This is a genomic window from Nocardia jinanensis, assembly GCF_014645735.1.
GTDB lineage: Bacteria > Actinomycetota > Actinomycetes > Mycobacteriales > Mycobacteriaceae > Nocardia > Nocardia jinanensis.
Window position 1 is genome coordinate 633729 of record NZ_BMMH01000002.1, and the last position, 25693, is coordinate 659421.

Genomic DNA, 25693 nt, shown 5'->3' on the forward strand with positions numbered 1-25693 from the left:
CAGGTGAGACGTCTCAGCGCAGTCGGCGCAGCCGCATCGGAGCGTCGTCGCGCGGGAACGGGATGGTGGTGAAGCCCCACGGCATCCGATAGTTCTCCGGGAAGCTCCACTCGTAATCGCGCACCAGCGCCGAAATGATCGTTTTGACCTCGAAAGTGCCGAAATGCATCCCGATGCACTTGTGCGAACCGGCGCCGAAGGGCATCCAGGCCAATCGGTGCGATTTGTCCTCGCGCCGTTCCTCGGAGAACCGAAGCGGGTCGAAGACCTCGGGGTCGGTCCACAATTCTTCGAGCAGATGGTTGACCTGATAGCCGAGATCGACGGGTGTCCCGGCGGGAATGTAGTGACCGAGGATCTCGGTATCGCGCACCGCGCGGCGCACCATCCCGGGTACCGGCGGCATGAGCCGCAGGCTCTCCTTCATGACGAGATCGAGAGTGCGCAGCGAATCCAGATCGGCGATGGTCGGGGACTGGTTGTCCAGATCCAGCCCCAGCACCTCCTCGCGCACCTTCTGCTGCCATTCCGGATGTTTACCCAGGTAGTAGGCCACGGCCGTGGCGGTGGTCGTGGTGGTGTCGTGCGCGGCCATGATCAGGAAGATCATATGGTTGACCACATCCGCGTCACTGAACACCGATCCGTCCTCGGCGCGCGCATGGCACAGGCCGGAGAAGAAATCGGATGATTCGCTGCGTCGCTTCTCCGGCAGCATGGCGGTGAAGTAGTCCTCGAGCACCTTGCGACCGCGCAGCCCGGCCCGCCATTTCCCGCCGGGAACGCTGTGCCGCACGATCGCGAGCCCGGCATGGGTGCAGGAGACGAAGGCGTCGGTGAGGTTCTTGCGCTGAGCACCGACCTCGACGGCCATGAACGTCTCGCCGGCGATATCGAGGGCCAGTTCCTTGATCGCCGGGAACAGTTGGACGATGCTGCTCGCGCCCTGCCCCTCCGGGACCCAGTGGCCGATACTGGACCGGACCACGGGGGTCAGTTCGGCGAGATGCGCTTCCAGGCGTTCCCGGGTGAAGGCCTGCTGCATGATCCGGCGGTGGAACATATGCTCGTCGAATTCGAGCAACAGCAGCCCGCGGCGGAAGAACGGCCCGATGAAATAGTCCCAGCCCTGCCCGAAATCGCGGCGGCGCCGACCGAGTACCTCGTCCAGCGCCTCGGGTCCGGCGGCGAACACCCGGTCCATACCCATGGAGCTGTTGATGTTGACCGGACCGAAGCGGCGATACTTGTCCAGCATCTCCGCCGGACCCCAGCGCATGTAATGGAAGGTGCGGCCCATATAGGGAAGGCCCGCGTCACCACGGACCGCGACGGTATCGCTACCGTTGGGCGGTGTGGCCAGTGTCCGCGGCCGGCTGGGCACCTTCAACAGCAGACGGTCGACCATACTTCGGTGCGGAATCTCGATGAGCGCCGAATTCTCGGTGTCGGTGCGCGCACGCGCTCGTGGCGTGGCAACACGGTCGACGGTGACCATGGCGAAACCTCCTGAGAGACAGTACCCATCGTATTGTCTTTGTTGCATCGGCTCGCCGGTTTCCGCCGAATCGGTATCATCCCGCCTCCCGCCGTGACCACGGCGCAATGGCTATCGTGGTGAGTTGCCGCACCAGCGCGGGTGAACAACCGACGTCTGACTGTGTCGTTCACGGGTACTGCTACTACCGTGTGCGTTGTCAGGAAATGATCACCACGGCACCGGCCCACCGCCGGCGAGGAGCGACCATGAGCACGCAACCTGTTGGGAACGGCCGGCACCGCGTCGTGGTGATCGGGTCGGGTTTCGGCGGCCTGTTCGGCACCAAACACCTCAAACGTGCCGATGTCGATGTCACCCTCATCTCCAAGACCACCACTCATCTCTTCCAGCCACTGCTCTACCAGGTCGCCACGGGGATCCTGTCCGTCGGCGAGATCGCGCCGGCGACCCGGCTGGTACTGCGCAAACAGAAGAACGCCCGGGTACTGCTGGGTGAGGTCACCGATATCGACCTGGAGAAACGCGCCGTCACCTCGGTACTGCTGGGCGAATCGACGGAAACCCCCTACGACACCCTCATCGTGGCCACCGGTGCACAGCAGTCGTATTTCGGAAACGACCAGTTCGCCACCTTCGCCCCGGGGATGAAGACCATCGACGACGCCCTGGAGCTACGCGGCCGCATCCTCGGCTCCTTCGAGCAGGCCGAGGTGGCGCAGACTCAGGAAGAACGCGACCGCCTGCTCTCCTTCGTGGTGGTCGGCGCCGGGCCCACCGGGGTCGAGCTGGCCGGACAGATCGCCGAACTGTCCGACCGCACCCTGGAGGGCACCTTCCACAACATCGATCCGCGCGACGCCCGGGTGATCCTGGTGGAGGGCGCGGGCGCGGTCCTCGGACCGATGGGCCCGAAACTGGGCGGTAAGGCGCAGCGGCGACTGGAATCCATGGGCGTGGAGATCCAGCTCAATGCGCTGGTCACCGATGTGGACGCGCACGGGGTCACGGTGCAGGACGCCGACGGCACCAGCCGCCGGATCGAATCGGCGTGCAAGGTCTGGTCGGCCGGTGTCCAGGCCAGTCCACTGGGCAAAATGCTCGCCGACCAGTCCGACGGCACCGAGGTCGACCGGGCCGGGCGGGTCGTGGTGGAACCCGACCTGACGGTGAAGGGACACCCGAATGTCTTCGTCGTCGGTGACCTGATGTCGGTGCCGGGAGTACCGGGGCAGGCCCAGGGTGCCATCCAGGGCGCCACCTACGCCGCGAAGCAGATCAAATCGGAGCTCGCGGGTAAGCAGACGGTGCAGGATCGCAAGCCGTTCTCCTATTTCAACAAGGGCAGTATGGCGACGATCTCGCGATTCAGCGCCGTATGCCAGGTGGGCAAGCTGGAATTCGGCGGATTCATCGCCTGGCTCGCCTGGCTGGGTCTGCATCTCTACTACCTGGTCGGCTATCGGAGCCGGATCACCACGATCTTCCAGTGGTTCGTCACCTTCCTCGGCCGCACCCGGGGTCAGATGGCGGCCACCGAACAGTGGATCTTCGCCCGGCTGGCACTCGAGGCGGTCTACAGCGATAGCGAAGAGGGCGAGGAGATCGTGCGCGGCGCGGCGGGTCGCCGACCTCCGGCGCCCTCACCCGGCACCCCGGCCGTCACCGCCGAATCCGTCGAAACGGGCGCGCCCGAGAAACCGGGCGGTGATCGCAAAGTCGGCTGAACCGCCCGACCTCCCCGATCCGGCGCTCCTCCGAAGCTAATATCTGGCAAACAGATGTTCTCCGGAGAGAGGCGACCATGGGTAAGCACAGGACAACCGTCCGGTCCCGGCGTGCTGCCGGATCGGTCGTCGCAGCGGGAGCCGTCCCGCTCATCGCGACTCTGATCGGCGCCGGCACCGCCCACGCCGACGTACTCCCCGCTCCGCCGGTGCCATCCATCGTTCCCGCCGTCCTTCCGGCGCTACCCCCGATGCCCGCGCCACCCGGCGCACTGCTCCCGTCCGCACCGGATCCGGCCGTGAATCCGTTCGGCGCGGCCGCTGGTGCGCTACAGGAGGCCACCCGGGCCGCTGCCCAGTCGGTCACCGACGCCGTCACCGCGGCTACCGCACAGTTCACCCACCCGGTACCCGGGACGCAGCTGCTCGCGGCGCCGGTACCGGCGGCGACTCCCGGAACCCGTCCCCCACCCGAGGACGCATACCCGGCGCCTGGAGAAGCACCGCTCGCCGACCGACCGGCCGCGCCGATCGAGGCGCCGCCCGGCACGCTGCGGGTCGGTGACCTCGAGATGACCGTGCCGTTCGATACGCGAGATCTCAATGCCGGCGCCGACCGGGCACAGGAGCAGCTGACAGCTTTCCTCGACTCGGCCGGCATCGAGCGCAGCCGGGCCGACCGGGTCGCCGCCCAGGCCATGAGCTCGGGCTTGATCGGGGCCGGAATCGGTACCGCGGTCGCGGCACCGGTGGCCATCCCGTTCGCGATGCTCGGCGCCGTCGCGGGTTTCGTGGTCGGGCTCCCCTTCCTCCCGACCGGACTCGTCGTCGGACCCGTGCTCGGCGCGACCATCGCCTATGGGGTGGTCACGGTGCCGGCGGCGCTGGCCGGAGCGGCGATCGGCGCCGCGTTCGGGGCTACCGACGGTTTCACCACTCAACCGTTCGGCCCCCTGCCACCGCAGTAACGGCGTGCTCCGGCCGGCCCGAGACCCGCACGTAGCCGCTGGATATCGCCTCACCGGCGGAGACGGGCGACACCCGCATCTGAGCGGAACCCGCCGAAGGAGCGGCCGCGCGGCCCTGATCGCCCACCGCGATCACCGCGCACCGGCACTTCGACAGGCTCTCCGGCGAACCACCGGCCAACTTCCGCATCGCCGCCTCGATAGCTGGGAACACCTGCTGTTTCAAGACCGCTGAACACGCCGGACCCATCCGTTACGCCTTCTGGAACGAATGTCTGGCAAACCGACAATTTCCGGAGAAAGGCGACCATGGGTAAGCACAGGGCAACCGGTCCGTCCCGGCGTGCTGCCGGATCGGTCGTCGCGGCGGGCGCGATCCCGCTCATCGCGACACTGATCGGCGCCGGCACAGCCAATGCCGAGGTACTCCCCGCTCCACCCGCGTCATCCCTGATTCCCGCCGCGCTGAGGGCGCCGGCCCCGATCGCCACGGTGGATCCGCTCGGCGCGGCCACCAGTTCGGTACAGGAGGCGGCCCGTATCGCCGTCCAGTCGGCGACCGATTCGATCACGGCGGCCACCGCGCCGTTCACCCACGCCGCACCCGCGGTACCCGCCGTTCCACGGCCGGCCGCGATCGCCGATCCGGCACCGGCACCCGCGACACGGCCACTGCCGAATCATGCCTATCTGGCACCCCAGGGCGAGCTGCACGCGCCCGTGCCCGTGGCACCGGTGGCGCCCATCGAAGCGCCGCCCGGCAAACTCCGGATCGGTAACGTCGAAATGGACGCGCCCTTCGACCCGCGCGAGATCAATACGGGCGCGGCCCAGACCGAGGCCCAGCTGGCGACCTTCCTGGACTCGGTGGGCATCGAACGCAGCCGCTCGGACCGGATCGCCGCCCAGACCCTGGGCTCGGCGGCCATCGGCGCGTCGGTCGCCAATACGCTGGCCTCCCCGCTCGCGGGCACCTCGGCCATGGTCGGCGCGGTCGCCGGATTCATCTCCGGAATTCCCTTCCTGCCGATCGGTCTGCTCATCGGACCCATTCTCGGCGCGGCCATCGGCTACGCGGTGATCGCCGGACCGGCGGCCGCCGCCGGAGCGGCCATCGGCGGCGCCATCGGCGCGGCGGACGGTTTCGCCGCGGCGCCGTACGGCACCCCGCCGGCGCAGTGAGCCGAAGGTGGCCGGCCGGCTCGCGGGCCGGCCACCCTCACCGGTCGCTCGTCGTCGATCCGGCCGAGCGTCCCCCGCTGCCGACCGCGAAGGCGATAACACCCATCAGCAGCAGCACCCCGGCACCGGCCGCGAGGGATACGTGCGCGCCGGTGACGAACGATTCCCGGGCCGCGGCCAGAAGTCCGGAATCGGCCCTGTAGTGCTGGATGGTCTCCCCCAGGGTCGGCGCGAACTCGCCGCCGGACCGGAACACGAGCGCGGCGAGCGAGCCCAGCAGGGCCAGTCCCAGCGCGTTTCCGAGTTCGAAGCTGGTTTCGGAGATCCCGACGGCCGAACCGGCCCGTTCCGGCGGGACCGAAGCGACCGCGACCTCCGATACCAGCGTGAACACGATCCCGTAGCCGATACCGGCGATCGCCGACCCGGCCAGATACCAGCCCACGCCGCCGTCGGCGCCGATCCCGAGCACCAGCAGATTGCCGAGTGCGGCCAGCACCAGCGCCACCACGAACGCCCACCGCACGCCGAGCGCCCGGCCCACCGCCGACCCGTTCACCGAGAAGATGAATACGGTGACCGCCATCGGGATCCCGAGCACCGCCGCCTGCAACGGGTCGCGGCCGGTCACCGATTGCAGCCAGATACTGCTCAGATAACTGAGCCCGGCCAGCGACATCATCGCCGCGGTACTCGACCCGATGGCCACCGAGAACCGGGCCCGGGCGAACAACGCGAGATCGAGCAGGGGTTCGGCCAGCCGCCGCTGCCGGCGCACGAACAGGATCAGCGCGGCCGTACCGACCAGGGCACTGCCGAGCGCCTCGATATCGATTCCGTATTCGGCAATATGCTTCACCGCGTACACTGCGGGCAGGATGCCGCCGATCGACAGGGCCACACTGGGCAGATCGAGTGGGCCCAGTGCGGCGGCCCGGTGCTCGGGCAGCAACAGCGGCGCGAGCACGAGCAGGACCAGCAGGACCGGCACGTTGATCAGGAACACCGAACCCCACCAGAAATGGTGCAGCAGGACACCGCCGATGATCGGCCCGACAGCCGAACCACCGGCGAAGAACGCCGTCCACACCCCGATGGCCGTCGAACGCTGTCGCTGGTCCGGGAAGAGGTTGGAGATCAGTGCCAGGCTCGACGGCAGCAGGGTCGCCCCGCCGATACCCATCAGCGCGCGAGCCGCGATCAGTACCGCCGCGCTGGGCGCGAACGCCGCGAGAGCCGAGGCGATGCCGAATACGGTGGCACCCGCCAGCAGGATGGTGCGCCGCCCGATCCGATCACCCAGATTGCCCATCGTGATCAGCAGCCCGGCGATGAGGAACCCGTAGATATCGAGGATCCACAACTGCTGGGCCGCGGTCGGGTCGAGGTCGTCGGTGAGAGTGGGCAACGCCAGGAACAGCACCGACATATCCATCGACACCAGCAGCACGGGCAGCAGGAGCACGGCCAGACCGAACCAGGCACGCCGCCCGGCACTCGTATCCGGTGCGGCCCGCGCCGCCTCCAGGTTCGTCATCGAAGGTCCTTCCAGATCGTCGGTTCACCCAGTCGTAACACGCCCGCCCGGGGCGGCTGTTCCGGGCAGCGGCGGCGAACGGCGACGATCACAACCACCCCGGCGTATACGACGCGACAATGCCGTGTTTCGATCCGTCGGTGAGCGCCGATATCGCCGTCTGCGGGCTCGGTCCAGCCGGGCGCGCGCTCGCCCACCGCTGCCTGGCTCGCGGTATGACCGTCCTCGCCGTGGATCCGAATCCGCAGCGCCGCTGGCGGGCGACCTATGCCGCCTGGTCCGACGAACTCCCCGCCTGGCTGGACTCTTCCGTCATCGCGGCCGGCGCCGCCGAACCGCGCGCCCACGGACTGCGCGAGCACATCATCACCCGTCCGTATTCGGTGCTGGACACCGCCCTGCTCCAGCAGTCCCTCGACCTCACGGGCGCTACGGTGGTGCCGGGCCGGGCGGTATCGCTGGACCGGCATACGGTGACCCTCGACAGTGGCCGGACTCTGCGCGCACACCGGGTCGTCGACGCGCGCGGGCTGCGGCACCGCCCGGGTCGGGCCGAACAGACCGCCTTCGGCCTGATGCTGGCTGCCGGCTCGACACCGGAACCGTCGCTGTTCATGGACTGGCGCCCGGACAACGGCGCCGAATCCGGAACGCCTCCGTCCTTCCTGTACGCGGTACCGCTCGGGAACGACACCGTCCTGTACGAGGAAACCTGTCTGGTGGGCGCCCCCGCCCTCGCACCACGGGAGCTCGCGCGCCGACTGCACCACCGGCTACAAGCGCGGGGTATCACGCCGGTCGGCGACGAGCCGGTCGAGCGGGTACGTTTCCCGGTCGCCGGTGGTCGGCCCGGAGCCGGCCGCTTCGGCGCGGCGGGCGGGTATCTGCATCCGGCCACCGGCTACAGCGTCGCGGCCTCGCTGTCGGCCGCCGATACCGTCGCCGCGGGTGGTTCGGGGTGGACGGTCGCCGCCCGCACGGTCCACCGGCTGCGGCGAGCCGGATTGCGCGCACTACTGGCACTGCCACCGGCCGAGATCCCCCGTTTCTTCGATGCCTTCTTCGACCTCGATATCGAACTGCAACGCGCCTATCTCTCCCGGCGCGACGATCCGATCGCCACGCTCACCGCCATGTCCGAGCTGTTTTTCGCACTTCCGGGTGGCGTTCGGGCCCGGCTCGCGGCAGCGACACTCGGTCTGCGACCGCTCTCGCCCCGGAGGTCCGGTTCGGTCATCATGGAGTGATGCGGTCAATCTGGAAAGGCTCGATCGCGTTCGGCCTGGTGAACGTCCCCGTGAAGGTCTACACCGCCACCGAGGACCACGACATCAGGTTCCATCAGGTCCACGCCGAAGACGGCGGCCGGATCAAATACGACCGCGTGTGCACCGTATGCGGAAAGTCGGTCACCTTCGCCGATATCGATAAACAATACGAATCACCGGAAGGGGAGAAAGTCGTCCTCACCGACGATGACTTCGCCAAACTCCCGGTCGCCGAGAAACACGAGATCCCGGTGCTGCAATTCGTGCCGTCGGATCAGATCGACCCCATCCTGTACGACAAGACCTATTATCTCGAGCCCGATTCCAACACGCCCAAGGCGTACGTGCTGCTGGCCGCCACGCTCGACCGGATCGACCGGACCGCGCTCGTGCATTTCACGCTGCGCCAGAAGACCAGGCTGGCGGCCATGCGGGTCCGGGACGGGATGCTGGTGTTGCAGACACTGCTGTGGCCCGACGAGGTGCGCTCGGTCTCCTTCGAATCCTTGGAGGATGCCACCGCGCCGCGGCCCCAAGAGGTGAAAATGGCCGAAACGCTCGTCGAATCGATGTCGGAGGATTTCGACCCCGGCCAGTACACCGACGAATACCAGGTCGAACTCCAGCGTCTGTTGGACGAGGCGATAGCGAGCGGTGACGGGAAAGCCCCCGAACGCCCCGAAGCCGCGGCGGCGGAGTCCGATGCGGAAGTCGTCGATCTCGTGGCCGCGCTGCAGCGCAGTCTGGAAGCCAGCGGGGCGGGTGGCGGTGACGAATCCGGTACAGCGAAGAAAACCCGGAAATCGCAACCCAGGAAGGCACCGGCACGCAAAGCAGCCGAGCCGAAGGCGCGGAAAACAGCGCAGAAGCGAACACGCAAAGGCGCCTGATAACAGCTCAGACCGCCTGGATGAACCAGTCGAGCCGGCCGTCCGGACCCGCGCTGGTGTGGTGGTAGTGGAATCCGAGACGGTGTGCCAGTGCCACCGCCGCGAGGTTGTCCGGATCTATCCGCAGTACCGCCTCGTCGGCCAGATCGTGGCGGGCCAGATATCGGCACGCCAGGACCACACTCCGGCCCGCGACCCCCCGTCCCCGCCACGCTGCGTAGATTCCGTAGGCGATATCGGCCTGCCGTTTCGCCAGGAATTCCTGCTCTACCGCCAGATCCAGGGTTCCGGCCAGCGAATGGGATACGACGTCCACCACGCCGAAGGTTTTGCACGGCCCGTCCCGCGTCCATTCCTCGGCGCAGCGCTCGAAATCGGCGACGACATTCGGGGTTCCGGGTCCCGGAGTGCGGCGCGCCGATTCCCGATCCCGGGCCGCCAGATGCGCGGCGGCGTCGGCCACCTCGATCGGCCGTAGCCCGATCATCCCATCCGATATGAGCACGTGATCATGATCTGCATATGCCGCGGTATTCGACAAGCGTCGCTTACGGCGCGCCGCCGATGAGAATCGCAGGTAGCGCACTTTGTGGCGCCGAGCGACAATTCCGCGATATTCCATATCGGGACACGCCTGGAGGGAATCGCCGCGACCGTTTGCCGGAGGGATACTCGGCCTATGACCGAACACGAAGACGATCCGCATCGGCTCGTATCCGCTGCCGTCGTAGTGGGTGCCGACGGTTCGCCCGCCGCGCATTCGGCGATCCGCTGGGGAGCCACGGTGGCCGCCCGGCGGGGCCGGCGGCTGGTCATCGCGTACGGAATGAACGCGACGCCCGCCAAATCCTGGCTGGTCGCTTATCAGCCGATGGTCGACGAGGCCGTGCAGACCTTGAAGACCCACGGTGAGCAAGCACTCGTGACCGGAACTCAGGTCGCCCACGAGGCCGCGCCGCATGTCGCGGTCGATACCCTGCTCTCGGAGCAGAGCCCCGCGAAAATGCTGATCGAACTGTCTAAATCGGCCCATATGGTGGTGCTCGGATCGCGGCGCGGCGGCGCGATCGCACATCTGGGATCGACCATTCTGGCGGTCGCGTCACACGGCCGGGGCACCATCGTCGCCGTCCGGGAAAACGGTGAGGACATCACCAGTGGGCCTGTAGTCGTCGGAGTGGACGGCAGCCCGGTCAGCGATACCGCGGTGGCCGCGGCCTTCGCCGAAGCCGCCGAGCGCGAAACGGATCTGGTCGCGGTGCACACCTGGAGCGATCTGACCTTCACCGAGTTCGCGAGCACCGGGTTGATCGAGATCCCGGCCGAGGATCTGCAGACCGCCGAACAGGCGGTGCTGGCCGAGCGACTGGCCGGCTGGCAGCAGCGCTATCCCGAGGTCACCGTGCAGCGCGAGGTGTATCCGTCGACACCGGCGCAGCATCTACGCGAATGGTCCGAACGCGCGCAGCTCGTCGTGGTCGGCAGCCGGGGACGCGGCGGGTTCCGCGGGTTGCTGCTCGGGTCGACCAGTCAGTCGCTCGTCCAGCATTCCGCGTGCCCGGTCATGATCACCCGGCCGAGCTGAGGCGACGCCGGGGTGCGGGCGCCGGCTCAGCCGATCAGCCCGGCCAGCAGTTCTCGGGTGCGGCGCGCCTCGGCGCCGCCGGCGAAGACCGAGGCGACGAATTCGGTGGCTCCGGCATCGAAGACATCGCGAATACGGGCCGCGACCTCGTCCTCGGATCCGATGATGGCCAGATCCGCGGGTCCAGCGGCTCCTTCCCGATCCATCATGGCCCGATACGACGGCAGCATGCCGTAGGTCGCGAAGGTCTCGGCCGCCCGGGTCCGGGCGCCCTCGACATCATCGGTCACCAGAACGGGCAGCGAGCATACGATGCGCGCCGGCGGTCGTCCCGCCTCCGCGGCCGCCGCGCCGATGGTCGGCGCGATATGGTCACGAATGGTCGCCGGTCCGGTCATCCAGAGCACGGTGCCGTCGGCGCGGCGCCCCGCCAGACGTAGCATCTGCGTCCCGAGAGCGGCCAGCAGGACCGGGATGCGGCCCTCGTCCGGGATACCGAGTTCCAAGTTCCCGCTCAGGGTTTCACCGGTGAACGATACCGGCCGCCGTTCCAGCAGCGGATCCAGCACCATGAGGTACTCGCGCATATGGCGGGCGGGGCGTTCGAATCCGTACCCGTACATATTCTCGATGACCACTTGGTGGGAAAGCCCGATACCGAGAGTGAGGCGGTCCGGGCCCACCGCGAGCGCGGTGGTGCGCGCCTGCTGGGCCAGCGCACCGGGATGCCGCGGGTAGGTCGGCACCACCGCGGTGCCGAGTTCGATACCGGGGACCCGACTGCCCGCGACCGCGAGCGCGGTGAGCGCGTCGACACCGAAGATATGCGAGAGCCAGGCCGAGGTGAATCCCTCGTCCGCGGTCCGGCGGAGATCGTCGGCGAGCAGGCGCAACGCGTCGGTTCCGGGCCGTTCACCGAGCAGTATGCCGATACGCACCGTGCGCCTCCTCGTGCAGTGGTCGGGTGGAACCTTCTCCGGTTCGTCCGGGCGTCGAGCCTACCCCTGGGCCGGAAGAATTCCGGCAGTTGCGACGTCGCGCCGACGCGCCCGCGACATCCTCGACCCGGACTCCACGGCGGGGCATGCTGGGACCATGGACGAGTTTGCGAGCTGGCGGTCGAGCGGAGCGCGTTTCACCCATCGTGGACACCAGATCTTCTGGCGCGCGGGCGGTACCGGAACATCGGGGACCCTACTGTGCCTACACGGTTTCCCCACCGCGTCCTGGGACTGGCACGCCCTGTGGCCGGAGCTCTGCGAGCAGTTCGAGCGGGTGCTGGCCCCGGATCTGATCGGTTTCGGCTGGTCGGCCAAACCGCAGCATTACGACTACACCATCGTCGATCAAGCCGATCTGACCGAACAACTCCTGCGGGAGCAGGGGGTGGAGAACTTCCACATCCTGGCCCACGACTACGGCGATACGGTGGCCCAGGAGCTGCTGGCCCGGGATGCCGAACGCCGAGCCGCCGGCGACCGGTCTCTGATGATCGAATCGGTCTGCCTGCTCAACGGCGGGCTGTTCCCGGAGGCCCACCGGCCACGTCCGATCCAGCGGCTGCTGGCGAGTCCGCTGGGGCCGCTGGTCGGCCGGTTCGGCAGCGAGAAGACCTTCGCGCACAGCCTGAGCTCGGTGTTCGCCGCGGATTCCCGGCCCGACGAGGAGCAGATGCACCAGTTCTGGATGCTGTGGTGCAGTAAGCACGGGAAACGCAACGGTCACAAACTCATGGGTTATATGGCCGAGCGGCGCACCCACCGGCAGCGCTGGGTCGGTGCACTGACCCGCCCGCAGGTTCCGGTCCGGTTGATCGATGGGCTGCGCGATCCGGTATCGGGCGCGCGGATGGTGCACCGCTATCGCCAGTTGATCGCCGAACCCGATGTGATCGAACTGCCCGAAGTGGGTCACTATCCGCAGCTCGAGGCCCCCGCCGACACGCTGCGCGCGTTTCGCGAATTCCATACGACCCGGGTGGGTTGAGCGTCCGGCTTCCGGACAGCCTGCGCGACAACCGAATACCGGGCGAACGACTGCGCGGTGCCGCCGGGGAACGTACCCAGGTGGCGCCGCGCCAGTGATAGCGTCGTCACAGCGCCGCGCCGGCGCTCTCCCGACTCCGCTGTCCACCGCTACGGTTCGCATGTCCTGCGGTGAGGAATAGATGAGGTGCCCCGAATTGGTTGAGACGGAATTCGTTTCCGAACCCGATCAGCACACCCAGGGTGTGCCGGAGCAGATCATCACGCGCGAGGGCCGGTCGCTGCACGCCATGGTCCTGCCGGGCCCGCCGGGTACGACCGCTCCCACCGTCGTCTTCGAAGCGGGCGCCGCGGCAACGCGCTCCTCTTGGGGCCTCGTACAGCCCGCGGTCGGCCGGTTCGCGCGAGCGGTGGTCTACGACCGGGCCGGACTGGGCAGAAGCCCGGCCGATCCGGCGGGTCGCAGGCTGGACCGGGTGGCCGGGGATCTGCTCGAGGTACTCGACCATTTCGGACCGGGGCCGTTCGTCCTCGTCGGGCACAGCGCGGGTGGGGTCATCGCCCGCCTCGCCGCATCCCGCCGCCCGGATCGGATCACCGGTCTCGTCCTCGTGGATCCCACCGACGAGGCGGCGGATCTGTTGTTCGGCCCGGTCTTCCGCCGGGCGGAGCGGGTCACTCTCGCGGCACACGGCACCCTCGCTCGACTGGGACTGCTGAGACGGATGTTCCGTCCGATGTTGAACGCGGTCCCCGCCGACGTCCGGCGAGATATGGAGCGGGAGGCGTTCGCCCCCGGGGTCGTGCGCACCCAGTCGATCCAGGCCCGCACCTTCCTCGACGAACTCGCCACCTGGCGTGATGATCCGCCCGATCTCGGCGCGATACCGACCACTGTGATCTCGGGCGGTCGCACCGGGGACGGTATGAACGCCCGGATCCGTGCCGCCGCGAACGCCGCTCACGCCCATCGCGCCGCGGTATCGCCCGCCGGTCGCCATGTGCTCGCGCCCGGGTCCGGTCACTATGTCCCGATCACCGAACCCGAACTGGTGGCCGCGGAGATCCGTCGCCTCACCCATCCCTGACCGGGCAGTTCCCGCCGCGTCCTCGCACGGCCGACGAGGACCTCCGAACCGATCTCCGGTGCTCTGGTCTCGCTCGCAGCACAACAGCGAGCAGACCGAGCAGCGGGATGGCTACGGACGCAGACGAGCAGCGCCCGGCGATCAACCGCGCCCATCGGCACACCGCCGAACCTCTCGACCGGGGTGGCGTCGTCGAGGCGCGCGAATCCGGCCACTACATCATGTTCAGCGAACCCGAGGTCATCATCGCCGGGATAACCCGGATCCTGCGCTCGGTACCGGACGCTGCCGGCGACTCACCTCCGCCGCAGTGACCGGATACGGCACTCCCGACCAGGGCGCTCAGCCGCCGATGATCCGCGCCAGCGCGGTATCGGAGGCGGCCAGTGCGGCCCGATCGTAGGTAGAGGTGGTCACCAGCAGTTCTCCGGCGCCCGTTCTCTCGGTGAGTTCTTCGACCCTGCGGCGCACGGTCCGTGGCGTACCCGCGACCGCGTGGCGCACGGTGGCCTCGACGCGGCGGCGCGTCTGATCGGTCCACGGCCGGTCCACAATCGCGGCTACCGGTTCCAGCGGCGGGAATTCACCGGTCACCCGGGAGCGCGCCATCGCCCAAGCCTCGGGAAGGACGAGTGCACGGGCCTGTTCGTCGGTGTCGGCGACGGTGATATCCAGCGCGATCGTCACAACGGGTCGCTGTGCGCGCGGACTCGGCCGGAAATCCCGGCGGTAGCCGGCGAGCGCCGCCGCGAGGTCCGGGCTCTCCAGCAGCGGTCCGCCGAGTACCGCCGGCAGTCCCAGCCGAGCGGCAACCGCGAGCCCCTGCCCGGTGGCGAGGACGAACATGGGCACTGTCCGGTCACTCACCGGGTGCGCGGTGACCGCACCGGTCCCGTCGAGGTAGTCGCGTAATTCGGTCAGATCGTCGGCGAACCGGTCGGGCGGGTCTTCCTCCTGGCGCATGGCGCGGCGTACCGGAGCCGTGAAGGCCGGCGAGCGGCCGAGCCCCAGATCGACGCGTCCCGGGAACAAGGCCTCCAACATGAGGAATTGCTCGGCCACCACCAGCGGCTGATGATGGGGCAGCATCACACCGCCCGAGCCGATCCGGATCGTCGATGTCCGCGCTCCCAGTGCCGCCAGCAGAACCGGCGGCGAGCCGGACGCGATCCCGGGCACCGCGTGATGTTCGGCCACCCAGAAGCGCCGGTACCTGGATCGCTCGGCCGCCATCGCGCGTTCGACGGTGTGCCGCAACGCAGCTGCTTCGGGTTCGCCGACCCGGGTCCGCGACCGATCCAGCAATGACAGTTCCACGCTCGTAGAACACCGTGGATGTCCTGAGTCTTCCGGGATCCGCGCGACGGACTCCGACGCCGGATTCCGAGTGTGCGGGCACCTATGGCTACCATTGTCCCGATAGTTTGCCCACCGTTCGGAGGACTGTATGGCGCGCAAGGTCATCGTCGAGCTGGTCGACGACTACGACGGAACTTCCATCGCCGAGGAGACCGTTACGCTCGCACTGGACGGTGTCACCTACGAGATGGACCTCTCGGCCGGCAATGCCGAAAAGCTGCGCAGCACAATCGGATTCTGGACCGAGCATGCGCGTCGGGTCGGCGGCCGGGTAAAGGGCAAACAGCGCCCGCAGGCCGCGAACAACAATGCCCGGACGCAGACGATCCGCGAATGGGCGCGCAAGAACGGCCTGGAAGTGTCCAATCGGGGCCGGATCTCGGCGGAGATCGCCGAGGCGTATCAGAAGGCTCACCCGTAATATTCCGGCACCCGGACGAATTCTTCTCGCCGCCATTCGGTTCCCTGCGCAGCAGTTCGCAGAACAGGCACCATCGGTCCGCGGATACGGTGGCGAGTATCGTCGGCCGGGACGGCCGGTGCACTGTGCATGCCGAATCGCGAACAGAGTACTGACCACGATCCGCGGGTACGAGCCCGAGCGACTCGGTGGGCCGGCCGAGGTCCCCGCTCGGCACCCGCGCGGGTGCGCGGCCACCGGTGCGGCGTCGGCCCGGGAACTGCCGCATACCGCGGGTGTGGATCCGGGTGCGATGCGACCGCCCACGACGGACTCATCGCACCCGCACTCGCTCCCACCGGACCCCGGACGCCCAGAAACGCCCCCTTACTGATGGCGCCGACAGGAAGAAACAAGATCGGACCCGCACCACCGCGCCGCGGCACCGGCGACAGCCGTCGCCGGTGCCGACCGGACGCCGGTTTCCCCGGTCACGTCGGCCCGCGGGCTTTCGATTCGGCGCCACCACCGGGGTGACCGCGGCCGGGCCCGCCCGGGACCGGTGATACCCGGAACCGCACCGAGGCGAATCAGATCACAGATAGGTAACAAATCCGGCTCTGTCTACGACAAACCGATCGGTATGCCGAGACCGCGGCGGGGGTCGCGAGCTGTTCGGCACCGGTCGGGAACCGCGTGGCCGCTGAAGGCCGGGCACCCAGACCCCGTGCTCACCCGGACGAAAGGCCCTGCTCCGCGATGCGAACCCGATTGTCTCCGGCGCCGGTGGACGCCGTGCACCGCCGCGCCCTCTGGCTGGTAACGGCCGCGCTCGCGGTACTGATCCAGGCGGTCTCCCTGATCGTCGGCAGCACCGCTCCCGCGCGCGCCGCCTTCGATCCCGCCGGAGCGGATTTCTGGGTCGATTCGAGTATGGGTCCGATCAAATCCCGCATATTCCGCGCCGCCGACGGCAACACTTCCCGCGTGGTCTATGCCCTGGATGGGATGCGGGCACGCGAAGACCTCAGCGGCTGGGAGATCGATACCGATATCGCCCGGAAATTCACCGAATGGAACATCAATGTGGTGATGCCGGTCGGTGGGCAGTCGAGTTTCTATACCGACTGGAACGCCCCGAGTTCCTTCCTCGGCGTACCGCCCGGATCAGGTTCGGCCGCCGGTTCGTCGTCCGGCTCGTCGTCGGGTTCGGGCGGGCTGCAGGCCCTCTCCGCGGGACCCGGCAAGTCCTACACCTACAAGTGGGAGACCTTCCTCACTCGCGAACTGCCCGGCGCGCTGCGGGACCGGCTGGGTTTCGCCACCCGGCGCAACGGCGTCTTCGGGCTGTCGATGGGCGGCAGCGCCGCCTTGACGCTGGCGGGTGATCACCCCGACCAGTTCAGTTTCGCCGGCTCGTACTCGGGTTACCTGAACATCTCGGCACCCGGGATGCGCGAGGCGATCCGGGTGGCCATGGTCGATGCCGGTGGCTACAACGTGGACGCGATGGCCGCCCCCTGGGACCCGAAGTGGCTGCGGATCGATCCATTCGTCGCCGCGCCCCGGCTGATAGCGAACAACACCAGGCTCTGGGTGTCCGCGGCGAGCGGCCTGCCCGCCGCCACCGACGGTGCGAGCATCGGCACCGTCAACGGAATGGGCCTCGAGGCCCTGGCGCTGGTGAACACTCGCGCCTTTCAGATCAGGATGGCGACCCTGGGCGCGCAGAACGTGCACTACGACTTCCCCGCCTACGGTATCCACGCGTGGAACAACTGGGCCGATCAAGCAGTGCGAATGCTCCCCGATCTCTCCGCGAACATCGGATGAGAGTGGCCACGTGCAGCCCGATCACCGAATTCGCCGCACCGGCCAGGGAATTCGTCCGCCGATGCGCCGGGTCTTCGCGACTCCTCGCCGGGCAGAAACCGCGTAGATCGGTAAAGTGAGGCGTCGTGAGTTCTGAAGATACGGCCGTTTCTGAAATCCGAGAATCCATCTCCACGGAGGGCCCGGGACTCCCGGTGGGGTTTCGGTACCGTACCCGCGACCACTATGTCGTCGGGCGGGAGAAGATCCGTGAATTCGCCCGCGCCGTCCAGGATCACCATCCGGTCCACTGGTCCGAAGATTCCGGCGCGGACTACGGATACGGGGGTCTCATCGCACCGCTGACCTTCTTCTCGGTGCCCGGCTTCCTCGCCCAATCGGAGATGTTCGCCTCCGTCATGACCGGTTACGACCTGAGCCAGATCATGCAGACCGATCAGGTGATCCGCTACTACCGTCCGGTCCGGCACGGCGATGCGCTGTTCTTCGAGGTGCGCCTGGAATCGTTCCGCCGGGCGTTCGGCGGCGACCTGATGGGTTTCCGGATACTCGTCACCGACCGCGACGACGAACCGGTACTCGTCTCACACACCAGCATCGTGGGCCGGACCGGCGTCGAATCGAATCTCACCGAGATCGGTGCCGGCGTTCTCATGCACGGATTCCGCCCGGGCAGCGAGCGGGACGTCCCGCCACCGCAGCCACCGGCGGACCGCGATCTGTGGGAGGAGCTCGTCGTCGATACGACCTCGCCCACACCTGTGAGCCGCCACACCCGCACCTTCGACTCCGTATCCGTCGGCGACGAACTCCCGCCTCGGAACGTGCGGCTGACCGCGGGTGATCTCGTGAACTACGCCGGAGTATCCGGCGACCCCAACCCGATCCATTGGAGCGGTGAGGTCGCGGGCCTGGCCGAACTGAAATCCCCGGTCGCGCACGGCATGCTCACAATAGGTATCGGCGCCGGATTCGTCACCTCGTGGCTCGGCGACCCGGGCGCGGTCCGCGAATACGCGGTGCGGCTCACCAGCCCGGTTCACGTCACCGGGGAGGGCGCCGATATCGAGTTCTCCGGCAGGGTCAAGGCCGTGGACCCGGTCACACGGACGGCGACCGTCGCGCTCACCGCGCGGCACGGAGGTCGCCGCATATTCGGCCGCGCTACCGCGGTGGTCCAGCTCCGCTGACCGGTTCCTTTCACGCAGACAGCGGTCGCTTCTCCCGCGTCTCGACCGGCACCGGACAACTCCCCGGGAAACGGACCACTTGACCTCGAGTTACCTTCAGGTTCAAGGATGGCGGCGTGAGCACACCAACCAACGAGGCACCCACCGTCAGCGATTCCGGCACCGACCACACGGCCGATATCGCCGCGATCGAGCAGCTGATCGCGGATGTCGAAACCGGATACAACACCAACGACGCCGAACTGATGGTCAGCGGGTTCGTCGCGAACGCAGCTGCCGGTAACGCTGTCGGCGCTGTCGTCACCGGACGCGACACACTGCTGGAGTCCGCGCGCCGGGGACTGGCCGGGTTCCTGAAGAACGAGTACGTCACCTACGAAGTGACCGATATCGTCTTCCTTCGTCCCGATATCGCGATCGCCCACAAAACGGCACGGGCCACGACCGCCGACGGCGAACTCCTCGACCGGGACCCGGCGATGGTCGCCTTGTACGTCCTGGTGCTGGAGAACGGACGCTGGTGGGTGGCGGCCCGGCAGAATACGCCGGTCCCTGCGACCGGAGGACAATCGTGAAGCACATTCGATCGGGGGCGCCGCTACCGGGAACCGGCCCCGGGTGAGTTCGCGCTCCCGGACCCGGCCGGACACAGCAGCCGAAATCGGGAACGCACCCGATCAGCGGCCGGCCGGCTCCCCCGCGCCGGCCGTTTCCGGGGCGGGAGCGAACGCCTCCGGGGTGGATCCCACAGCCCGGGGAGGTGCGCTCAGTGCGGCCGCCGCGCCGATCCCCGCGCCGATCCCCGCACCGATTCCGGCGAGCGGCGCGGCCATCAGCGCGAAGCCGTAGGCGGCGCCCAGAGGTGCCGCGGCGAGCCCGATCGGCGCGAACGGCATACCGATCGCCAGCCCCATCGCACCGCCCACACCGGCCCCGATAACAGCGAACGGGCTCGCGACGGCGGCACCCGCCGCAGCACCGAGCGCCGCGGCGCCCAGCGTCTGCCCGGCGACGCGATCGGAACGGGTGCGCTCCATACCGACCGAATCGAGGAAGGTCGCGAAATTCGCCTCGGCCGTCGCGGAGCCGTCGTTGATCTGGATGGCTTGTTCGCGGGGAAGCCATTCCGGTGACTCCACCTGCACGTCACCGAAGCGCAGGGCCCCGGGCGGTGGGGCGATCGGGGGAACCGGCTCGACCGGAGCCGGCGCGTGCAACGCCTCCACCGGAGCCAGGTATTCCTTCTTCGGGGCCGTCCGCGCCCACTGCAGCGAGGAGAGAACGTCGTCGGGGATTCGAATGCCCCGGTACGGGCGGATATTCGGCGCTTCGGCGGCAGGCCACTGCGGGGGACCGTCGCCCTGCGCGGATTCGCCGGCGGCGGGCGCGACCGGAACCGTCTCGTCCGTGACCGGTGCGGTGCGCTCGGTGCGGTCCACCGGGGTGTAGCGGTCCGGTTCGGCGTTCGCGTTGCCGGTTCCCACGAGGGTGAGAACGACGGGAACGGCGCCCGCCACCACCATGGACCCCATCTTGGTTCGACGCGGGCTGACTGCTCTGTGCTTGCCGGTGCCCATCTATCACCTTTCACCTGAAAGAGATGTTGTCATTTCACATTCGAATCCACGCATCGATTCGGATGGGTGCGAATTCGAGGATCGACCGGGAATTGCGCCGCCGCCGCCGATGAAGTTACGCGGGCTTCCGGTGTCGCGAAAAGGCACGCCGCCGAAGGCCGGACGGCCGATGGATCGCATCCTGCGACGCGCAGCCGGGCGGACACCACCGGTTCGCGCACGGCTGTATCGACCGAACCGATCACTGCCCACGAACAACCGAATATCTTGCGCGGCAGCTTGTTTCCGGAGCGATGAATACGACGGTGACGCGGCGGGGACGCCGGGCCACCGAGCCGTATCCGCACCGTCACCGACATGTTACTGTCCAGTAAGTCACAGCGATGGCGCAGACCACAGCGAGCCGTGGATGTGACCCAGCACTCGGAGAAGGGTTCCGGGGCGGACAGCATGGAGAGTTATCGATGTTCGGACAACGACGGCGTTTCCGGCCGGGGGCACGCGGATGGGCGGGCCGGATCACCGCGGCAGCGATGGCGGTGGCCTGTTTCACCGCGGTGGCGGCGGTAACGACCGATCGACCGGAGGCCGCGGCCGCCCCGGACAACTTCTACATTCCGCCCGAGCGGATTCCGGCCGGACCGGGCACGGTGATCCGGACCCAGCCGATGTCCCTGCTGGCCACTCTCCCTTCGGACCAGGGGTGGCCCGGTAAGGCCGATCACATCATGTACACGACCCGGCTGCAGGACGGGTCTCCGGTCGCGGTCACCGGTACCTATATCGACGCCGCGGGCCCGTGGTTGGGCGCCGGTCCGCGCCCCACGGTGGTGATCGGTCCCGGAACCTCGGGCCAGGGCGACCGATGCGCCATGTCGAAGGCCTTCTCGACGGGGATCACCATCACCACCGATCCCTCGCCGTCGCTGTCGGCGAACCAGGAACTGCCGTCGTCGGCGGTGTGGAGCCGTCTCGGCGCACGCGTCCTGGTGACCGACTACGTCGGACTGGGCACCCCCGGCATCCATACCTACGCGAACCGGATCGAGGAGGCGTATGCCGTACTCGACGGAGCGCGGGCGGCCAACAACCTGGCGGGCACCGGTCCGGATACCCCGCTCGTGTTCTGGGGCTATTCCCAGGGCGGCGGGGCGGTCGCGGCGGCGGCGGAGATGCAGCCCGACTACGCGCCGGAACTGAATCTGAAGGGCGCCTGGGCCGGTGGGCCGGTGGCGGATCTGGCCGCCATTCTCGAGCGGATCGACGGGGCGCTGATCGGCGGCGCGATCGGTTTCGCGATCAACGGGCTGCTCGCGCGCTACCCCGAACTGGAGAAAGCGGTCGACCGGGTGACCAACCAGCACGGTCGCGACACCCTGGCGGGCCTGAGCGACGCCTGCATCGGCGATGTCATCACCCACTATCCGTTCCTGAAGACCAGTTCGCTGACCAACGACGGGCGCCCGCTCAGCACCCATCTGCAGGCGATCCCGGAGGCCGGCCCCGCCCTCGCCGACCTCCGGGTGGGCACCCTCACGCCCGCCTCGCCGGTACTGATCACCAGCGGCCGCAACGACGACACGGTCCCTTACAACCAGGCCCGGCAGCTCGCCGACGAGTGGTGCGCCAAGGGGGCCACGGTCACCTTCCGGACCAACGAACTGCCGCCGCTGCTGCCCGGAACCACCATCCCGGGACATTTCGGGCCGGAGATGATCGACGGTTTCGGTCCCGACAATGCGATCACCTATCTGCTGGATCGCCTGGCCGGCAAGCCGGTATCGGGCTGCACCATGAACTGAAATCGATACATGGGCACGCTTATCGGCCTACCGTAGACCGGCCCGGAGGCTCCGCGGCGACCTCCGGGCTACCTCACAGCAGCTCGACACGACTCGCGAGCCAGCGTCCGCCGACATCGTTCATCGTCATGAGGATGCGATTGCGGTCGATCCGGGGCGCCGGCGTGGTGATGTTGCTGATCTCGGCGTCGACGAAGAGCATGACCACCACCTCGTCCCGGAACGCCGACCGGATACTCGCGGCCACGGTGGTCGCGACCAGCCCGAGAGCCAGCGCCACGACGGCGACCCGCTTCCACATCTCTCGCCGACCGGGGGCCACACTCTCGCACACAACCAGTTCTTCGGCTTCTGTCACATGCTCACCGGAGTCCACCTGTTCCACGCCGGGCTCGGTCTGCTCATCCTGGGCTTGGTGATCCGTGAACTGCGCCCTTCCGGCCGCCGCCGTATCGCGATGATCGAATCGGGCGCCATCTCCTGGCATATGGTCGATCTGCTCTGGATCGTCCTCTTCGCCCTGCTGTACGTACTGAGGTGACACCGTGACCGTTCTCCGTCTCGACTCCGCCCACATCACCACGGTTGTGTGGCTCGCACTCGCCGCGACGGCCCTCCTGTCGTGGTGGCCGGCCCCCGGCCATTCGGCGGCACCGGTCTCCCCCAGCACCCTGGTGACCGGCGCGGCGATCGCGCTCGGCGCGCTGAAGACCCGTCTGGTCCTGCGGTACTTCATGCAAGTGGGCACCGGTCCGCGCTGATTGCGCTTGTCGACCGATGCCTGGCTACTGGCGGTCTGGGGCGCGGTGCTCGGAATCTCTCTCTGATGAGGCTCGCCGCGCGGAATCAAACCGGCAGGTCGAGCATCCGCTCGGTGAGCTGGATCAGAGTGCTCCGCAGCGTATCGTCGTCGAGGTCGGTGACCAGCGGGTTGACCACCGCTCCGGCGATGGCCGCCGACAGCACCGCGGCCGACACCCGCGCCAGGTTGTCGTCGTCGCGTTCGTCGAGCAGGACCGCGTAGAGCCGGCTCATGAACACCCGGAACGGCTCGTGCGCCCCCAGCAGACGCACGATCACCGGATCGCTGGTCAGCGTGCTGACCCATTTGCGGCGCTGGACCGCCATATCGATGACCTATGTCAGCAGTACCCGCCGGGCCCGCGTGCGATCCGGTTCCGCCTCCGCGGCGAACAACGCGTCCTCGAGTATCGCCAATTCGCCGGTGGTCACGGCGATCACGATCTGATCCTTGGTCTTGAACTGGTAGTAGATCGCCGCCTTGGTCACAGTGGACCCGTCGGTTCTGTTCATCGATGACGGAACGATCCTGACCTCGGCGGGTATCACCGCGGGCCTGGATCTGTGCCTGCACATGGTGCGCCGCGACCGGTCCAGGACTACCGACGTTTCCGATCACACACCGGATCTGCCACCTGGGTGATACCACCGGCGACGCCCGGTACCGATGGCTACGTGGGGGAACCACCGAGATCGGTGAACGAGCCGCCGCGTCCGGCTCCGGCAGTGAATCGATCGATGCCCGCGGCCGCCTCGGCCAGGGAGATCACGCCGTGTTCCCATTCGTTGGCGAGCGCTTCTTGTTCACTCACACCTTCCTGCTGTAGCAGCGAGAGCCGATCATGCCGCTGACAGGTCTGTGGGAAGCCTGCGATCTCGGCGGCGAGCCGTTCGGCGGCCCGCCGCTCCTCACCCACCGGTACGACACGATCGACGAGTCCCATGGCGAGGGCTTCGGCCGCCTCCACAGGCCGCCCGGTGAGCACCATGTCCATTGCCCGGCCGGTACCGATCAGCCGCGGCAGCCGCACCGTTCCGCCGTCGATGAGCGGCACACCCCAGCGACGGCAGAAGACGCCGAACACCGCATCGTCCCCGGCCACCCGGAGATCGCACCAGATCGCCAGCTCCAGCCCACCGGCGACAGCGTGCCCGGCGACCGCGGCGACAACCGGTTTGCTCAACTGCATACGGGTAGGCCCCATGGGCCCGCGCCCCTTCGCCGACAGCGGATTGGCGCGGTCGGTCCCGACCGCTTTGAGATCGGCACCGGCACAGAAGTTCCCGCCCTCACCCCACAACACGGCCACCGCCGCCGATTCGTCGTTCTCGAAGGCGGTGAAGGCGTCGAACAGGGCGGTGCCGGTGGGGCCGTCGACCGCGTTCCGGGCCTGCGGCCGGGACAGGACGACGGTGAACACCGGTCCCTCCCGTTCGATTCGTACCGGTGCGCTGGTCATGGCTGCCCCTTCGTTCGCGGTCACCGGCCGAGCCTATGGCCTCCGGCATGTTCCCGGGCCGAACCACACCGATCCGGCGGGCGGCAAGGTATCAGTTCCACTCGAGGTCTTGCCCCGACTGGGTATCGCGCATGCCGTCGGGCGCATCGCCGCCGCCGTCCTGGCTACCGCCGGGATCGACATCGGTTACCGTCCACACCCTTTCGATATCGCCGTGCCGGTTGCAGCGGGCGTGTATTCGCAACCGGCTCGGCCGCACCGGCGCCGATACTCGGCCGGTCGGGACCAGGAAGGGCGCCGCAATCCCGTTACGGCACAACCACGGCCCGTTACCGCTCCGGTTCGAGCCAGGGACTAGTGTTCCGGTGAATCGGAGCCGAGCAGGCCGAACGCTTCCAAGGCGAGGTACAGTTCGGCCGACTGACGGGGATCGGTGGTGTCGCGGCCGGTGAGGTCCCGGATTTTACGCAGCCGATAGCGCACCGTATTGCGATGGCAGTGAGTGGCCTCGGCGACCGCCGCTGCCGATCCGCCGCACCGATACCAGGATTCGAGCGCACCGATCAGGTCGTCGCGCTCGCCGGCCGGGAGGTCGAGAAGCGGACCGAGGATCTGTGCGGCGACCCGCCGACCCGTCTCGGGGACAGCGACGAGGAGATGAGCGACGGGTTCCTCGCCGAAACGGACCGTGACAGCCGACCCGGGCCGGGCCGACCGGGACGCGAGACGCGCCTCGGTCAGCGCCGCGGTGATCAGGTGCGGGGTCGAGAACCCGGCGCTGAGACCGACCCGGTCGGTGACGAACGCGGAGATGGTCGCCGGGGCACGCTCGATCGCTACCGGGGAGGCGGCCGACAGCAGCCCGATATAGGCGTCGATCTGGGCATCCCAGACCGACCGGATTCCGATGTCCTGTAGCGCCGCGGTGAGTTTCCCCGGGAGCGGCGCGGTGGGTTCGGTATCGATGGCGACCACCGCGAACGCGCCGCGTTCCGGCAGTCCGAGGGCACGCAGGACATCGAGGACACGTGCCGGATTACCGGAATGGTCGTCGAACAGGGTCCGGATCAACCGGCTCTGGAACTGGGCGTCGGAATGCGCGAGCAGCACTTCGGTTTCCCGGTAGGCCTCGACAGCCGCATCCGAGTACAGATCGACCAGTTCCCACAACCTGGTCGCCAGATCGTGCAGCCGGGCATCGCCCGGGCCGGCCGACCATCTCGTCAGTTCCTCCCAGATGAGCCGACCGCCCAGCCGGTAGGCGTGCAGCAGACTCGCTACCGGTATCCCCTGTTCGGCCTTGAGACGTCCGGCGTCGCGGGCAGGCTGTAAACGCAGCGGCTGGGCCCCGCCGAGGGCCCCGATCACCGCCGTGAGGTTCTCCAGGCAGGTCCGGTACAGCTGATCCGCGGTCAACAGGCCCGGCTCCCCGTAGGAAGGATCGGCTGCGACGATCCGGTCGACCAGGATGTCGGTCATCGCTTCGACGGAGTCGGCGAGCGCGGCGGCCAGAGGCGCCACGGACGGCGCGGACGTGCTCATA

27 protein-coding genes and 1 pseudogene are annotated in these 25693 nt (G+C 68.2%); 17 read left to right on the plus strand and 11 right to left on the minus strand.

Annotated features, from left to right (window positions below; all coding sequences use genetic code 11):
• Positions 1 to 13: 13 nt before the first annotated feature.
• A complete protein-coding gene (locus IEY68_RS07415; protein ID WP_062996732.1) occupies positions 14 to 1498 on the minus strand; it encodes a cytochrome P450 in 1485 nt (494 codons plus the stop codon).
• Between the two features lie 248 nt (positions 1499 to 1746).
• Between IEY68_RS07415 and IEY68_RS07420 the strand changes: the two genes are divergently transcribed.
• The 3 genes from IEY68_RS07420 (at position 1747) to IEY68_RS07430 (ending at position 5375) form a co-directional block, all read left to right on the plus strand.
• Entirely contained in the window at positions 1747 to 3225 is a 1479-nt protein-coding gene (locus IEY68_RS07420; protein WP_189094102.1) for an NAD(P)/FAD-dependent oxidoreductase, read from the plus strand.
• A gap of 77 nt (positions 3226 to 3302) precedes the next feature.
• Positions 3303 to 4193, plus strand: coding sequence for a hypothetical protein (locus tag IEY68_RS07425; protein WP_062996730.1), 891 nt, complete (start codon positions 3303 to 3305; stop codon positions 4191 to 4193).
• Between the two features lie 309 nt (positions 4194 to 4502).
• The gene (locus IEY68_RS07430) at positions 4503 to 5375 is read left to right on the plus strand and encodes a DUF4564 domain-containing protein (protein ID WP_062996728.1); all 873 of its coding nucleotides are present in this window, start codon (positions 4503 to 4505) and stop codon (positions 5373 to 5375) included.
• A 37-nt stretch (positions 5376 to 5412) separates the two neighbouring features.
• On the opposite strand, the gene IEY68_RS07435 is transcribed toward IEY68_RS07430, so the two are convergent.
• Entirely contained in the window at positions 5413 to 6912 is a 1500-nt protein-coding gene (locus IEY68_RS07435) for an MFS transporter (RefSeq protein WP_062996726.1), read from the minus strand.
• A gap of 119 nt (positions 6913 to 7031) precedes the next feature.
• On the opposite strand from IEY68_RS07435, the gene IEY68_RS07440 reads away from it, so the two are divergent.
• Positions 7032 to 8159: a lycopene cyclase family protein gene (locus IEY68_RS07440; RefSeq protein WP_062996724.1), complete on the plus strand. Its 1128-nt coding sequence runs from the start codon at positions 7032 to 7034 to the stop codon at positions 8157 to 8159.
• Positions 8159 to 9070 carry a non-homologous end joining protein Ku gene (ku, locus tag IEY68_RS07445; protein WP_062996722.1) on the plus strand — a complete coding sequence of 304 codons (912 nt, stop codon included), beginning with the start codon at positions 8159 to 8161 and terminating at the stop codon, positions 9068 to 9070. The genes IEY68_RS07440 and ku overlap by 1 nt, the downstream gene beginning before the upstream one ends.
• A 7-nt stretch (positions 9071 to 9077) precedes the next feature.
• Here ku and IEY68_RS07450 read toward each other — a convergent pair whose 3' ends face one another.
• A complete protein-coding gene (locus IEY68_RS07450; protein WP_062996720.1) occupies positions 9078 to 9575 on the minus strand; it encodes a GNAT family N-acetyltransferase in 498 nt (165 codons plus the stop codon).
• 174 nt (positions 9576 to 9749) lie between these two features.
• On the opposite strand from IEY68_RS07450, the gene IEY68_RS07455 reads away from it, so the two are divergent.
• A complete protein-coding gene (locus IEY68_RS07455; RefSeq protein WP_062996718.1) occupies positions 9750 to 10655 on the plus strand; it encodes a universal stress protein in 906 nt (301 codons plus the stop codon).
• Between the two features lie 26 nt (positions 10656 to 10681).
• On the opposite strand, the gene IEY68_RS07460 is transcribed toward IEY68_RS07455, so the two are convergent.
• Positions 10682 to 11593 (minus strand): LLM class F420-dependent oxidoreductase, encoded by a 912-nt coding sequence (locus IEY68_RS07460; RefSeq protein WP_062996716.1) that lies wholly within the window; start codon positions 11591 to 11593, stop codon positions 10682 to 10684.
• Positions 11594 to 11750: 157 nt separating this feature from the next.
• Between IEY68_RS07460 and IEY68_RS07465 the strand changes: the two genes are divergently transcribed.
• From IEY68_RS07465 to IEY68_RS07475, 3 genes are all read left to right on the plus strand, one after another.
• A complete protein-coding gene (locus IEY68_RS07465; protein WP_062996713.1) occupies positions 11751 to 12641 on the plus strand; it encodes an alpha/beta fold hydrolase in 891 nt (296 codons plus the stop codon).
• A gap of 196 nt (positions 12642 to 12837) precedes the next feature.
• The gene (locus tag IEY68_RS07470; protein WP_229718651.1) at positions 12838 to 13728 is read left to right on the plus strand and encodes an alpha/beta fold hydrolase; all 891 of its coding nucleotides are present in this window, start codon (positions 12838 to 12840) and stop codon (positions 13726 to 13728) included.
• 107 nt (positions 13729 to 13835) lie between these two features.
• The gene (locus IEY68_RS07475) at positions 13836 to 14042 is read left to right on the plus strand and encodes a hypothetical protein (RefSeq protein WP_062996709.1); all 207 of its coding nucleotides are present in this window, start codon (positions 13836 to 13838) and stop codon (positions 14040 to 14042) included.
• A 28-nt stretch (positions 14043 to 14070) separates the two neighbouring features.
• Here the strand turns inward: IEY68_RS07475 and IEY68_RS07480 are convergent, their stop codons facing one another.
• Positions 14071 to 15045, minus strand: a complete 975-nt coding sequence (locus IEY68_RS07480) for an MsnO8 family LLM class oxidoreductase (protein ID WP_189094103.1) — start codon at positions 15043 to 15045, stop codon at positions 14071 to 14073.
• 130 nt (positions 15046 to 15175) lie between these two features.
• On the opposite strand from IEY68_RS07480, the gene IEY68_RS07485 reads away from it, so the two are divergent.
• From IEY68_RS07485 to IEY68_RS07500, 4 genes are all read left to right on the plus strand, one after another.
• The gene (locus IEY68_RS07485) at positions 15176 to 15508 is read left to right on the plus strand and encodes a histone-like nucleoid-structuring protein Lsr2 (protein WP_062996833.1); all 333 of its coding nucleotides are present in this window, start codon (positions 15176 to 15178) and stop codon (positions 15506 to 15508) included.
• Positions 15509 to 16246: 738 nt separating this feature from the next.
• On the plus strand, positions 16247 to 17320 hold the full coding sequence (locus tag IEY68_RS07490; protein ID WP_062996707.1) for an alpha/beta hydrolase: 1074 nt from the start codon (positions 16247 to 16249) through the stop codon (positions 17318 to 17320).
• A gap of 194 nt (positions 17321 to 17514) precedes the next feature.
• A complete protein-coding gene (locus IEY68_RS07495) occupies positions 17515 to 18510 on the plus strand; it encodes a fused (3R)-hydroxyacyl-ACP dehydratase subunits HadA/HadB (protein WP_229718652.1) in 996 nt (331 codons plus the stop codon).
• Between the two features lie 116 nt (positions 18511 to 18626).
• Positions 18627 to 19085 (plus strand): SgcJ/EcaC family oxidoreductase, encoded by a 459-nt coding sequence (locus tag IEY68_RS07500; protein WP_062996705.1) that lies wholly within the window; start codon positions 18627 to 18629, stop codon positions 19083 to 19085.
• A gap of 102 nt (positions 19086 to 19187) precedes the next feature.
• Here IEY68_RS07500 and IEY68_RS07505 read toward each other — a convergent pair whose 3' ends face one another.
• Entirely contained in the window at positions 19188 to 20087 is a 900-nt protein-coding gene (locus tag IEY68_RS07505; protein WP_189094104.1) for a hypothetical protein, read from the minus strand.
• Positions 20088 to 20551: 464 nt separating this feature from the next.
• Between IEY68_RS07505 and IEY68_RS07510 the strand changes: the two genes are divergently transcribed.
• A complete protein-coding gene (locus IEY68_RS07510; protein WP_062996701.1) occupies positions 20552 to 21889 on the plus strand; it encodes a lipase family protein in 1338 nt (445 codons plus the stop codon).
• A gap of 73 nt (positions 21890 to 21962) precedes the next feature.
• Here the strand turns inward: IEY68_RS07510 and IEY68_RS07515 are convergent, their stop codons facing one another.
• On the minus strand, positions 21963 to 22247 hold the full coding sequence (locus IEY68_RS07515) for a hypothetical protein (protein ID WP_062996699.1): 285 nt from the start codon (positions 22245 to 22247) through the stop codon (positions 21963 to 21965).
• On the opposite strand from IEY68_RS07515, the gene IEY68_RS07520 reads away from it, so the two are divergent.
• Positions 22248 to 22430, plus strand: coding sequence for a cytochrome c oxidase subunit 3 family protein (locus IEY68_RS07520; protein ID WP_062996697.1), 183 nt, complete (start codon positions 22248 to 22250; stop codon positions 22428 to 22430).
• Between the two features lie 4 nt (positions 22431 to 22434).
• Positions 22435 to 22650, plus strand: a complete 216-nt coding sequence (locus IEY68_RS07525; RefSeq protein ID WP_189094105.1) for a hypothetical protein — start codon at positions 22435 to 22437, stop codon at positions 22648 to 22650.
• Positions 22651 to 22735: 85 nt separating this feature from the next.
• On the opposite strand, the gene IEY68_RS07530 is transcribed toward IEY68_RS07525, so the two are convergent.
• A complete protein-coding gene (locus IEY68_RS07530; RefSeq protein ID WP_189094106.1) occupies positions 22736 to 23017 on the minus strand; it encodes a hypothetical protein in 282 nt (93 codons plus the stop codon).
• Between the two features lie 9 nt (positions 23018 to 23026).
• Complete coding sequence (locus tag IEY68_RS07535; protein WP_189094107.1) at positions 23027 to 23203, minus strand: TetR family transcriptional regulator; 177 nt, start codon at positions 23201 to 23203, stop codon at positions 23027 to 23029.
• On the opposite strand from IEY68_RS07535, the pseudogene IEY68_RS36015 reads away from it, so the two are divergent.
• Positions 23175 to 23279 (plus strand): annotated as a pseudogene (locus IEY68_RS36015) (AraC family transcriptional regulator); the annotation flags it as partial. The gene IEY68_RS07535 and the pseudogene IEY68_RS36015 sit on opposite strands and share 29 nt — an antisense overlap.
• Before the next feature lie 82 nt (positions 23280 to 23361).
• On the opposite strand, the gene IEY68_RS07540 reads toward IEY68_RS36015, so the two are convergent.
• Together IEY68_RS07540 and IEY68_RS07545 are read right to left on the minus strand one after the other, a co-directional pair.
• On the minus strand, positions 23362 to 24150 hold the full coding sequence (locus IEY68_RS07540; protein WP_062996695.1) for a crotonase/enoyl-CoA hydratase family protein: 789 nt from the start codon (positions 24148 to 24150) through the stop codon (positions 23362 to 23364).
• Between the two features lie 354 nt (positions 24151 to 24504).
• A complete protein-coding gene (locus IEY68_RS07545; protein WP_062996691.1) occupies positions 24505 to 25692 on the minus strand; it encodes a PucR family transcriptional regulator in 1188 nt (395 codons plus the stop codon).
• Position 25693: the final 1 nt, after the last annotated feature.